The organism is Gracilinema caldarium (assembly GCF_029265695.1).
GTDB lineage: Bacteria > Spirochaetota > Spirochaetia > Treponematales > Breznakiellaceae > Gracilinema > Gracilinema caldarium_A.
Window position 1 is genome coordinate 20,532 of sequence record NZ_JAJUHW010000033.1, and the last position, 11,181, is coordinate 31,712.

Annotated in this window: 20 protein-coding genes; 12 read left to right on the forward strand and 8 right to left on the reverse strand. The window is 50.0% G+C overall.

Features of this window, described 5'->3' with window-relative positions; genetic code table 11:
- Nucleotide 1: 1 nt before the first annotated feature.
- The 8 genes from Q7P68_RS10515 to Q7P68_RS10550 form a co-directional block, all read right to left on the reverse strand.
- Nucleotides 2-298, reverse strand: a complete 297-nt coding sequence (locus tag Q7P68_RS10515) for a hypothetical protein (RefSeq protein WP_304225442.1) — start codon at nt 296-298, stop codon at nt 2-4.
- Nucleotides 295-648, reverse strand: a complete 354-nt coding sequence (locus tag Q7P68_RS10520; RefSeq protein ID WP_304225444.1) for a hypothetical protein — start codon at nt 646-648, stop codon at nt 295-297. The genes Q7P68_RS10515 and Q7P68_RS10520 overlap by 4 nt, the downstream gene beginning before the upstream one ends.
- Entirely contained in the window at nt 648-881 is a 234-nt protein-coding gene (locus Q7P68_RS10525; RefSeq protein ID WP_304225446.1) for a hypothetical protein, read from the reverse strand. Before Q7P68_RS10525 ends, Q7P68_RS10520 begins: the two co-directional genes overlap by 1 nt.
- Entirely contained in the window at nt 850-1,185 is a 336-nt protein-coding gene (locus tag Q7P68_RS10530) for a hypothetical protein (protein ID WP_304225448.1), read from the reverse strand. Before Q7P68_RS10530 ends, Q7P68_RS10525 begins: the two co-directional genes overlap by 32 nt.
- Complete coding sequence (locus Q7P68_RS10535) at nt 1,182-1,385, reverse strand: hypothetical protein (protein WP_304225450.1); 204 nt, start codon at nt 1,383-1,385, stop codon at nt 1,182-1,184. Before Q7P68_RS10535 ends, Q7P68_RS10530 begins: the two co-directional genes overlap by 4 nt.
- A 10-nt stretch (nt 1,386-1,395) precedes the next feature.
- A complete protein-coding gene (locus tag Q7P68_RS10540) occupies nt 1,396-2,037 on the reverse strand; it encodes a C39 family peptidase (RefSeq protein ID WP_304225452.1) in 642 nt (213 codons plus the stop codon).
- Nucleotides 2,038-2,113: 76 nt separating this feature from the next.
- On the reverse strand, nt 2,114-2,761 hold the full coding sequence (locus Q7P68_RS10545; protein WP_304225454.1) for a hypothetical protein: 648 nt from the start codon (nt 2,759-2,761) through the stop codon (nt 2,114-2,116).
- A gap of 48 nt (nt 2,762-2,809) precedes the next feature.
- Complete coding sequence (locus Q7P68_RS10550; protein ID WP_304225455.1) at nt 2,810-3,877, reverse strand: XRE family transcriptional regulator; 1,068 nt, start codon at nt 3,875-3,877, stop codon at nt 2,810-2,812.
- A gap of 190 nt (nt 3,878-4,067) precedes the next feature.
- On the opposite strand from Q7P68_RS10550, the gene Q7P68_RS10555 reads away from it, so the two are divergent.
- The 12 genes from Q7P68_RS10555 (at nt 4,068) to Q7P68_RS13995 (ending at nt 10,727) form a co-directional block, all read left to right on the forward strand.
- Entirely contained in the window at nt 4,068-4,328 is a 261-nt protein-coding gene (locus tag Q7P68_RS10555; protein WP_304225457.1) for a helix-turn-helix domain-containing protein, read from the forward strand.
- A complete protein-coding gene (locus tag Q7P68_RS10560; protein ID WP_304225458.1) occupies nt 4,325-5,029 on the forward strand; it encodes a BRO-N domain-containing protein in 705 nt (234 codons plus the stop codon). Before Q7P68_RS10555 ends, Q7P68_RS10560 begins: the two co-directional genes overlap by 4 nt.
- On the forward strand, nt 5,026-5,400 hold the full coding sequence (locus Q7P68_RS10565; protein WP_304225460.1) for a hypothetical protein: 375 nt from the start codon (nt 5,026-5,028) through the stop codon (nt 5,398-5,400). Before Q7P68_RS10560 ends, Q7P68_RS10565 begins: the two co-directional genes overlap by 4 nt.
- Nucleotides 5,401-5,523: 123 nt before the next feature.
- Complete coding sequence (locus Q7P68_RS10570; RefSeq protein WP_304225462.1) at nt 5,524-5,712, forward strand: hypothetical protein; 189 nt, start codon at nt 5,524-5,526, stop codon at nt 5,710-5,712.
- Complete coding sequence (locus tag Q7P68_RS10575; RefSeq protein WP_304225464.1) at nt 5,709-7,541, forward strand: Mu transposase C-terminal domain-containing protein; 1,833 nt, start codon at nt 5,709-5,711, stop codon at nt 7,539-7,541. The genes Q7P68_RS10570 and Q7P68_RS10575 overlap by 4 nt, the downstream gene beginning before the upstream one ends.
- Nucleotides 7,542-7,556: 15 nt before the next feature.
- On the forward strand, nt 7,557-8,447 hold the full coding sequence (locus Q7P68_RS10580) for an AAA family ATPase (RefSeq protein WP_304225466.1): 891 nt from the start codon (nt 7,557-7,559) through the stop codon (nt 8,445-8,447).
- Between the two features lie 9 nt (nt 8,448-8,456).
- Nucleotides 8,457-9,158 carry a DUF3102 domain-containing protein gene (locus tag Q7P68_RS10585; protein ID WP_304225468.1) on the forward strand — a complete coding sequence of 234 codons (702 nt, stop codon included), beginning with the start codon at nt 8,457-8,459 and terminating at the stop codon, nt 9,156-9,158.
- Nucleotides 9,155-9,364, forward strand: a complete 210-nt coding sequence (locus Q7P68_RS10590; protein WP_304225470.1) for a hypothetical protein — start codon at nt 9,155-9,157, stop codon at nt 9,362-9,364. The genes Q7P68_RS10585 and Q7P68_RS10590 overlap by 4 nt, the downstream gene beginning before the upstream one ends.
- Before the next feature lie 13 nt (nt 9,365-9,377).
- Complete coding sequence (locus tag Q7P68_RS10595) at nt 9,378-9,887, forward strand: host-nuclease inhibitor Gam family protein (RefSeq protein ID WP_304225471.1); 510 nt, start codon at nt 9,378-9,380, stop codon at nt 9,885-9,887.
- A gap of 72 nt (nt 9,888-9,959) precedes the next feature.
- Nucleotides 9,960-10,376 carry a regulatory protein GemA gene (locus tag Q7P68_RS10600; RefSeq protein ID WP_304225473.1) on the forward strand — a complete coding sequence of 139 codons (417 nt, stop codon included), beginning with the start codon at nt 9,960-9,962 and terminating at the stop codon, nt 10,374-10,376.
- On the forward strand, nt 10,373-10,552 hold the full coding sequence (locus tag Q7P68_RS10605; RefSeq protein WP_304225475.1) for a helix-turn-helix domain-containing protein: 180 nt from the start codon (nt 10,373-10,375) through the stop codon (nt 10,550-10,552). Before Q7P68_RS10600 ends, Q7P68_RS10605 begins: the two co-directional genes overlap by 4 nt.
- A complete protein-coding gene (locus tag Q7P68_RS13995; RefSeq protein ID WP_369695320.1) occupies nt 10,521-10,727 on the forward strand; it encodes a helix-turn-helix domain-containing protein in 207 nt (68 codons plus the stop codon). Before Q7P68_RS10605 ends, Q7P68_RS13995 begins: the two co-directional genes overlap by 32 nt.
- Nucleotides 10,728-11,181: the final 454 nt, after the last annotated feature.

The window sequence follows — 11,181 nt, forward strand, 5'->3', positions numbered from 1 at the left end:
ATCACTCCTCCCGAGGGATGAGCACCGCAGGATCAGCAAGGAGCCCGTCCAGCAGGTCTATACCATTTGCAGTAATGCGATAGATGGATATCGCATCCCCTGCGCGGTAGGGGTGAGGTACATCCTTGCGGCTCACATAGTTCTTATCCACAAGGTACTCCAAGGCCTGTTTAATTGGTTCGTAGTCATGGTACTGATAGAGCACCGAGATTATAGTCCGTCGCTCAGCACCTTCCGGGTAGATATCCCGAAGGAAGGTTAATACTGCGCCCCTGAGCGGGGCTTCTTTCAGCTTCATTGTTTTTTCTCCAGTTGCCGGATAATTACGTCAAAGATCCGGTTTAATTCTGCCCGCCAGCCGGCGGTATCTTTATAATGATCCTCCCGAGGGAGGTAGTCCCGTTCCACACAGGATATGCGGTTCGAAAGTTCTTCCATCCGCTTTGCATGGACCACAAAGCGCTCTTCGAATTTTTCTTCAAGGCCGTTTATGCCCTTTGTTAGCTCTTCCCGCAGCATCCGGGCCCGCTCATCGTCTTTTTTGGCGTTTTCTTCGAGCTTCTTAACCAGGAGCCCCACCACAAAGGCAAGTACGATAAGCGAGGGAGTTGTTCCGTACTGCAATAGACTCGTAAGCAACCCTTCCATTAGCGCACCACCAGTCCGACTATCAGCCCTACCCCGAGAGCCCCTACACCTACACTCAGCACCGTTTCCCATCCGGGGCGCTTTTTAAGCCGTGCATTTTCCGCCTGGAGCTTTTTGTATTCCTCGCCCCAGATGGCAGCTCCATCGATACGGCCCGCTTTATACCCCGCATCGTAGGCAGCGCGGACCGCAGCGGCGGCCTCATCCTCGGCTATCTCGAGCAGTTCCAGCACCAGATCCCCGGGATATAGCTTCCCGGGTTCGATTCCGTATGCGTTCCCGGACTGCATCGGCAAGTTCTTGTTTTCGCTGCTCATGACTGGCAGGGTCAGGACTAGTAGCAATAAGGTCAGCAGGACTCTGGGTTTCAAGATTTTCCTCCTTTTGCAGGGTCTCCGGGGCTGGAACCCCACCAGTAAATTCGTCGGCGTAAGCGTCCCGTCTCCGGGACAGGTTAAGAAACGCCGCCCCGAGACCAAACAGGATCAGCGCCGCTATAAAGAGTGTTATGAGGGCGCAGACTAAAAACTCCATCATTTCTTGCCCCCAAAAATATTAGTCGCTAGGAGCGACAGGTCGATGGGCGCAAAGACCAAGGCTACAAAGGCAGCAACTTTGATGACCGCATCAATATCAAGAGCGGGCGACCAGAAGGCCTTCACCACAAGGCCGCCAATGGCCAGCATGGCGGCAATTATTTTAGCCCCGAGGGTAAGAGGCTTACCTTTTAATTCCATCGCATCCTCCTTAAAATCTCCCATCTCGGCTAAAAAGATGAGCCCATTTGGCATCCAGGCTGTCAAAAAACCGGGTTAAATGGGCAAATTCTTGCAGGCTATAGACAACATCGTTTCCATCCTGGTCGCGGTAGCCGGTTTTGCTGTTGCCCCAGGGGTCATCCACAATTACCGACTGCACCTTATCAAGATCGAGCAGCCCGGGGCTCCCTAACTCATCGATGCGGTCCTGCTTGGACTCAAAGCCAATCACGGTAATCAGATGGCCGTAGGACGTAAAGCGGCCAGAGACAACGGAGGCGCTTTTATGGCGGGCAATGCGCCACAGGATCTCTTGCACTGAGACTTTGGTTGTAAAGGTGGTTACCCGACGCTTGCAGAGCTTCTCGTTTATCGCCCAGGAGAGGATTGCATGCACTTCCCGTGGAGGCCTTCCTGCCATGGCGGGATACTCTTTTTTCAGCTTTGCCCAGGCATCAGGCTCATCCAAGAGCCGAGCAAGATAATCTTCTGGCTGTTCGTTCTTTGGATACTCAAAGGAAATGCCGCTTGCCTCAAGGGCCATGATCATGCTCGTGACCTGGCAGGTCTGAGTCGGGTCGATCAAATTGTTGCGTTGGGTTCGATATGGATTTGAGAGCTTGTAAAGCACGTCCGCCTCCTTGCTACTAGCCTAGCAAGTTCCAGAGGCGGCCGCTTGAACGGGGAATAAGGGGATGGGAATGGTACTAAATATAATTTGCAGGGATATACTTGTCTTTGTAACATTTTTTAAAGAACTTACTTTTAAATTGTTCTAAAAGAGGATACAAAAATCTTATAGTTTTTTCTTTCCCTTCTTTTGTTTTATAGGAAATGCTTATTACTATTCTTGGATTCTTTTCACCCAAACCCATTCCGGCACCTACAAACGCACCATAAGCGCCGCCAAGAACAGATCCTATAACAGCTCCTTTTACCGCTTCTAGTTCTGCCTTTCCTGATGATACTCCAGCAACAAGTTCCTCTTTTATGGAGACAATGTTTTCGTTCTCTATTATGAATTTTAATGGCTTGGTTACTAGATAAGAATAAATAGTAAGATAATTTTTGCCATATACCAACTGAGCCTTCCGCAGATCTCTTATGAGCCCATTTGCTCTTGCGTTGTCATATTCTTCAATGCCAGATAAAAGATAAACATCAATATAATTACCATAGAATAGTTTGTATGATATAATTACTAGTACTATCGAGAATATACCGGTTACCAAGCCTATCTCTATAATATAATTAGGAAAAATTTTTGATAATTCTAAAATAATAAATGCTTCAATACTCAAAACACCAAAAAGCAGAACTATCCAAAAAAAATGAAACAAACATCCTCTTTTCATTTGAAACCTCCTTAATCTATACTACATTACCTGTAGTTTCTTCGCAACTTAATACGGATGCCTATGCAGCCATGCGAACACACGTCCATGGATGACTAGGCTCCCGTCCTGGATGAAGTCAAAGGGTACGATCTCCGGTTCGGGGTAGCGCTTGGTGTTTTCGCTGGCGATGATGATTTTCTTGTCCGCAAGGCGGTACTGGAGCCGCTTAACCCGGGTCTCGCCAAAGAGGCTGATGACAAAGATGCCGTCCCCCGAGCGGTCGGAGCGGTCAAAGAGGACGTAGTCGCCGTTAAAGAGGCCCACGTCGCTCATACTGTCGCCGACTACCCGCACGAGGGCGCAGTTTTCTGGCCGGCGGTACCCCAAAAGTGTATATAGCACCGGTATGCTCCGCTCGGTCTCGGCAAGCTGGGTTGGCATTTGTCCGGGGCCTGCGGCGGTGGGCTGGGACCAGAGGGGAAGCAACACCGCACCCTCCGGGTCTGGCTCCCGCACCTCCATGGGGACCGGATGCCCTTTCTGAAAGCGGTAGACCACGATTTCCCGGGGATCCGCAATCTCGCCGCCACCACCACCCATAATGTCCAAACCCCGGCTCGTCGTAAGGGAAGTAGATTCAGCCGGCAAATGCGAAACTGTTTCGTTTTTTGATTCTTCCGGTAAATGGGAAACAGTTTCCCATTTGGATTGATGAGCGCCCGATGCCGGCAAATGCGACGCAGTGTCGTTTTTGGATTCTTCCGTCAAATCGGACACTGTGTCCGATTTGGGTTTTTCCGGCAAATGTAAACCTGGTTTACATTTCGACTCCTCCGGCAAATGTATCACAGTGTTACATTTGCCGGCTTCGGCGCCCACTGGCGGAGCTTCCTTCTTGCGGTGGTCCCGCCCCGGAAGAAACATCTCGCCTTCGCCAGTGAGAAACCAGTCAATATTTAATCCGAAATTCTGCTTTAGTTTTAATAATAAATCAGAAGGTACGGCTATTCCTTTCTCATAGTTTATTAGAGTCGTACGAGGAATTCCTAATTCATTTGCAAAGACCGTCTGTGTTAGTCCAATAGATTCTCTAAAAAGTCGTATTCTAGGCAATTTCTCTTTAATAATGTCCATATGACGCCGCCTTGCTATTAAAATGTCATTTTTTAGACTATTTTCACTTGACAAAAGTCTAATACACGACGATAATCAAACTATCGGATGTCGCTTGTGCGACCTTTAGGCTAAAAAAAGAAAGGAGCCACCCACCGGCCCCTTTCTAGCCAACATCACCCGCCCGGAGGGGCAAGGAGGTACTTCTATTATGAAGTATTTACAGAAAAAACGCAACGCAAAATTGGCTGTTCCAAATGTGGAACAGGGTGTCTGGCTCAATTACCTGCTGAGAACCCACGGATATAGCCAGCAGGATGTGGCGGACATGTGCGGCGTAAGCAGGCACATGGTGCAGAAAGTACTGTACGGGCTACGAACCAGCCATAAGGTGCAGAAAGCTGTCGCAGAAGCCCTGGGATATAGCTCCTGGCAGGAAGTGCTTGTTATCGGGAAGAGGGTAGCGGCATGAACGAACTGCAATTTTCTTTTAATGGGCACAACTGCCCGGTCCTTCTTAACCAGAAGAACGAGCCCTGGTGGATAGCACGCCATGTGTGCGACATTCTGGGGCTTTCCGATGTATCCATGAGCCTCCAGAGACTCGATGATGATGAAAAGATGATACAAAAATTATTTGTATCATCAAAAATGAGGAACGTCTGGCTTGTAAACGAGCCCGGGCTTTACAGCCTGGTCCTCACCTCAAATAAGCCCGAGGCAAAGTCCTTTAAGCGCTGGATCACCCACGAGGTGCTGCCTGCAATCCGCAAGACTGGGAGCTATGCGGTCGGGTCGGGTAAAGCGGAGACGCCCGGCAGGCCAGGTCTTGCCGAGGCAGCGGCCTTTATGCGGGAAGCCCGGCAAACCTTTGGCATCCGCAGTGCCCGCCGGGTCTGCAAGCAGTACCTGGGTCCAGAGAACTTTGAACCCCTTACCCGGCGGCCTAAAAAGGTAGTCCCCACCACCGGCCCCGATGGCAAAACCTATGTGGAAGGCCTCCCGCTTCCCATCGAGACCTACCGGAAGATCTATCCCTGGTATGTAACCCCCGAAGAGGAAGAGGAATTTCTCGCCAACTGGGCAACGATGACCGAAGAAGAACGGGATGCTTTTATCGCCCGGGCAGCCTGCGGGAAGGGCATTGTCGACAAGAAGGAGGAAGGGAAATGATGAATGACTTCATAGCATACAAAGCGATTGATGAGCGGGAGCGAAGCGCCCTAATTTACGCCTGGGTTTCAGCAGCCCCAACTCTGTTTGAGTATGCGAGGAACGCGCCTGCTTACAGACGTTTTACCCTCCTTATTCTGAAGGTAATCACTTTAAATGAAAACTTTGAGATAGTACAAACTATTTCTCCGGATGTCTATGAAGCATTGATCATCCCAACTAGAGTCAGAGAAAAGCTCTACGAAACATGGAAACAGCTCTACCAGACTCTGCATGAAAAAGTGTCAGAGATGGAAGATGTAAAGCACTTAAGTTCCATCATCAGCTACATCAGGGTAGCCCCTCAAAACATCTCGGGGATGGAGGCTTGATATGCGAATCTTGGTTCCGCATTTTTTACAGACAAGAGAGAATACTTTCTCCGCAAGCCACTCTTCTTTAGTTTGCCCTGTGTCAGCTCCGCAGGAGGGTTTCTACAACCAAGGAGGCACGGTATGAAGTCGTTTATCCGTCTCCATCCGTATGTCCGGGAGTTAGAAGAGCGGGTCGCTAGGCTTGAGAAAGAAGCGGAACGGCGGGAGGCCGCTATCGATTCTATGGCCCGCTACATCGATCAGCTTGAAACGCTGAAAAGCTACCTTGAACAGCAGATTGCGGATCTGAAACGGGGGTATCGGCCATGACAATCTCGACAAAGGATATTGCCAATGCTCTGAGTGTAAGCGAGCGGCAGGTATTGCGCCGGGCTGCAGAGGAGGGCTGGAAATATCTAAAGGCTGGAAAAGCTAAGGTCTGGGATGTGTCGAGCCTGGCGCCGGATGTACAGGTGGCCCTTGCGCCAAAGCTCAGAATAGAATCAACCTCAGTACCTGCAACCGCTCCGGATGCTATCCATCGCTCGAGCGAGAAAGCGCGGGAACAGGGCCGACTCCGTCTGGCTCTGCTGGCCCTCTATGACGGGTCTGGTTTAAGGGCTGCGGACTTTATCGCCTCCTACAACTCCGGGGCCCTGAATCCAACATTGCGGCAAAAGCTCGGCGAGGTGAGCCTTGCAACGTTCTACCGGTGGGACGCAAAACGCAGGACTAGCGGCACCTCCGGGGTCATACCTCGGTGGGGAGAGACAAAAAAGGCGACCAAGCTCACCGATATTGAGCAGCAGATCTTAGAGAAGTTCTACCTCTCTCCGGAGCGGCGGACTATCCAGCACTGCTACCAGCTCTTAAAGCTGAACCTCCCGAGCACCACCGCAACGTACCAAACCTGCAGGCGCTACCTGCAGAGCCTGCCAAAGCCGCTTGTGGCATATCACCGTCTCGGTCAGAGCAAGTTCGAAGCTCTGTATCAGCCATTTATTGATCGGGATCCTTCTATTTTCCTCCCGATGCAGCAGGTAGTTTCAGACCATCACCGGTTTGACCTTCTTGTCACCAAGGATGGCCGGATATTCCGTCCCTGGATTACCGCCTGGCAGGACTACCGGTCGGGCAAAATCCTCGGTTGGGCACCGTCAGTTTATCCATCGAGCCTTACCATTCTGCAGGCCTTTTACATGATGGTAATACGCTACGGCCTTCCTGAGATGTGCCACATGGATAACGGTAAAGATTACCGCTGTAAAGTGCTCATGGGGGCAAGCCTTAAGGTATCAACCATCAACGCGGACGGGGTTAGCGATGAGGACCTGCTCCATCTGCAGGGCACGTTTCAGATGCTTGGGGTGAACACCACCTACGCGCGGGCCTACCACGGCCAGAGTAAGGGGCGGATGGAGCGGACATTCGGCACCTTTGCCGAATACATAGCCAAAGACTCAGGGTACTACATCGGGTCAAATACAGTAAGCCGCCCAGAGGATGTAACACTCTACTACCGGGCCATCAATAAAAAGGCAAAAAAACAGGTGCTGCTTTCATGGGATGAATTCTGCACTAAGCTTGATGCTTTTATTGAGTTCTGGAATGCCAATTGGCATGGCGAAGGTAAAGGGATGAACGGCCAGACCCCAGATGAGGTCTTTGCATTACATGCCCCGGAACCACGGAAGGCCGATGCTAAAACCCTCGCGCTTGCCCTTACCCGTCCAGAGGTCCGAAAGGTTACCCGCAACGGGGTGAGTGTTATGGGAGTTCAGTATTGGGCGCCGGAATTGCTTGAATATTCTGGCCAGGAGGTGGTGGTACGCATCCCTATCGTAAAGCCGGATACAGCCCTTGTTCAAACTATTCAGGGACAGACCATCTGTACGGCTTGGGCGGACTACTTTATGGCAACCGGAGATGTGGCGGTGGATAACGAAAAGGTTAATGCGGCCCGCAAGTCAAATCTTGAACTTGTGCGTCATCGTTCGGAGCGGCTTAAGCAAACAAGCGGTTTAAAAACCTTTTTGGACCTACCCGCTCCGCAGCGGCAGGAACTGCCCGACTTGAGCGCCCTGCCTCTTGCGGCTGGAGCGGAACCAGTGCGCCAGAGGGAGCAAAAACCATCACTTAGAAGCCCCCTCGATATCTAATCAAAGGAGATTTGTATGACTTTTAAAGAAGAATTTAAAGAGTTTCTTGATAAATACAAAATCAGCCAGAACAAGGCCGCTGAAGCGGCTGGCTATGCAGGCTCCGTCGTGAGCCAATGGCTCAATGGCACCTATAAGGGAGACGCTGAGGCGGTAGAATCCGCCTTGCTTGCCTGGATGGAGCGGGAAAAAAGCCGCCGATCTCGGCGTTCAGTTCCCCTTGTGGAAACAGAGAACCTTCGCCGGATCCTAAATGCTATTCAAATTGCCCATGAGGAGCGGGATATTGCTGTCATCGCAGGTCCCGCCGGAGTTGGAAAAACTACGGCCCTCCGAAAATACGTGGCGGAAAATCCAAATGGTTCCATTCTTATTGAGGTTGATGAATCGATGGGCAAGATTGCCCTTATCCGGGAGATCGCCGAAAAGCTCGGTATTGATCGGAACGGATCCCATGTCGAACTGGTGCGCCGGGTTGCAGCCACCCTGGCCGACCGGGACTTGATTGTCATCATCGACGAAGCGGATTACCTCAATGATGGGGCCCTGGAACTGGTACGCCGGGTGGTGAACGATAAGGGCCAGAGCGGCCTTGTGCTCTGCGGCCTTCAACGCCTGGTATTCCGTATTAAGAACCTCAAAAACGACCACCAACAGCTTGCAAGCCGCGTAGGGGTCCTGCTTGAGGTAAGCGATTTAAGCCCCGGGGACGCGGAAAAAATGATTGCTTCCGTCTGGCCCGATCTCGACAAAGAAACCGTGCAGACCTTCATTAAAACCGCCGCCGGATCCGCCAGGGCCCTCGCAAAGCTTATAGACCGGGCACACCGAACCGCGGTAGCAAACGACCTTGCCAATCCAACGCCGGAAGCGGTCAGGATTGCAGGGTCACTCATTTTGAAATAGGAGGACGTAATGGAAACCGATCTTGTGCCAATGACTGAGGCGGCTTTAGTTGCTCCCTATCAAGGGCAATCTCTTGCTGCCGTCACCAATGAAATCCAATGGCTGCTCGGTAAGCTTGAGGAAAACTCAAAAAAAACGCTCCAATTCATTTTTGAGACCGGCAAGCGCCTTGCGGCAGCAAAGGATATGCTCGACCACGGGCAGTTTATTCCTTGGCTTGAGCAAAACTTCGCGCTAACTCAGAGATCTGCACGGAGATACATACGCGTCTACGAGACCTACAAGGACGCGCCGTTAGAACTTATCAGAAGCAAATCCATCCGAGAAGCCTACATCGAGGCGGGGATAAAAAAGGCTTTGCCTGTTGGTGACTCAGAGAGTGAAAGTGACAGTTCCAGTGCCGTGCTGCAGGCCATGCCGGCGGCGCTTACCGACCGGAGCCAGCTGGTCTGGCTCTTTCGCCAGCCCACCAGATCAGGCGTTGCCCTTAAAAAACATCGCGTCCAGGCAGTTAATGGACAGGTATACATCTATCGCAAAGACACCAATATGGCGTCCCCCGCTCTGGATCTGTACCTGCCCCGTCCGGCAGGACTGCCTGAGCCTGCGTGGCAGAAGGCAATCGACGCGTATGTGGTGGCAACGGAGCTGTATTTGCAGACCATCGAAGAGTTTGAAGAACGCGGAATTGTTAGCGAGGAGGCTGTATGAAACTGACTTTTAGCAGCGGTGCTTTTGAGCTGCTCGATCAAAAAATTACGGATATTCAAATTGCGCTGGATAAGGGGCTTTTAAACCCTGAGACAGCACTGCGTTATATCCGCGAAGCTCGGGCAGAGCTCTTTTTATTACGGCAAATCTTAAAGAACGAAGTTGTTATTGACAATCCGGGGCCGGATGCCCCGGAAGCAGCATAATAGGGGGACTATCATGGCACGGTACAAACCGACAACAGGAGAACTGCAGAGTTTAGCGGACGTGGACAAGGCTTTAAAAGAGCTGTGCGCACTGGAAGCAGAAATCGAGCGCATCGATTCGGAAGGCGAAAAACAAATTGCGGCGATTAAAGCAAAAACTGCAGAGGCGGGAAAGGACTTGCGAGAGCGGGTAAAAGAAATTAGCGCCACCATAAAGGCGTTCTGCGACTACCATAAAGGCGAATACTTCAAGGATAAAAAAAGCATCGATTTATCTTTTGGAACTATTGGATATCGCCTCACCCCGCCGTCAGTCTCTATATCAAAACAGACCCTGCCGCTTATGAAGCAGCTCGGAATGATCGGCTACATACGCATAAAAGAGGAAGTTGATAAAGAGGCTCTTCTTACACTAGACGATGATGCACTCGCCCAAATCGATGCGGTTAAAAAACAAAAAAACGAGTTCTTTATTCAGCCAAAACGGGAGCAGGTGAATAAAGACTTGCTGGCAACCGCATAAAAATCGCCGACCTGGACGTCCGGCGATGGCCCCGGAAGATCTCCGGGGCTTTTCGTATATACGGAGGGTGCGATGGAAAGCTTAAAAAAACAAACCTGGATAAAACTTATCCATACTGCCCGCAGGCAACTAGGACTAGACGATGCGGCATACAAGGCCATCCTCCTGGGGGCGGCCGGCATTGAAAGCTCTAAGGAGTTATCCTCTAAGACACAGTTCGACGAGATAATGAAGGCTTTTAAAAATCTGGGATTTAGATACCAAAAAAGAGAGGAAATCATCCTTCCAAATCGAGCATCTAAGGCACAGATCGCTTATATAAAGAGGTTGTGGGATCTTGGCAGCCGGTCAAAAACAGAAAGCAGTCTGAGGCAGTTTTTGCGTCGTGTCGGCCATGTTGATGATGTTAATTTCCTGACAAAACAGCAGGCTAGTGCGGTTATTTTAGCGCTTGAGGATATAAACAAGAAAGCTCGGGAGGCAGAATGAAGGGTGTTGTTCTGACCGTTCGCGAAGCCGCCGCTATTTTAGGGCTGCATCCTAAAAACGTGTATTATCTGTTGTATATGGGCTACATCGAAGGATGGAAAATAGCCCATACCTGGAGAATTTCCATCATTTCGGTAGAGGCTTATGATCAGCGAACAGTCAAAAAAAGCGCTTAAAACTATACCGGCAATACTCTCTATTGGCGATACAGCTGCCACACTTAAGTGTTCCCGGGCAACCATCCGAAGGCTCATAAAACGCGGCGATTTAAAGGCTTTTTTCACCCCAGAAGGCTGGATGGTTTACCGCGGCGACCTTATAAACTACCTTTCAAACCACTCAAATTTATAGTTTTTTACGCTTTTCGATGGGCCTTTTTACCACTTTCTAACAAATATTTTTCAAATTTTTCATGTCCGTGAAATGTCTGATAGAACGGCCTTTTTTATTATATAGTCTTTTACTTATATTTACTATATTTCTTTATATTATATGGATTAAAACACTTCTCGAACACATTCGAATTTTTCATGAATTCATCAAAATGTCCGATAAAAATTTACACGGCAAAACAGCCAAAAACCATACCTATTTCTTTATTATATATAGCCTTAAACCACCAAACCCCAATGTCCGTGAATTCTCAAATTGAATGATAAATTACATCTGGCTCAGACAGCCATCCGTTCAAAGGAGCTCAGTAAACAGGTTAAGACAGATCTGGAAACAACCGGGCGGGAGATTTCCGAATTACAGGGTAAAACCAGGGAGAGTCTTGCAGCCAACCGGGATATGACCCAGCACA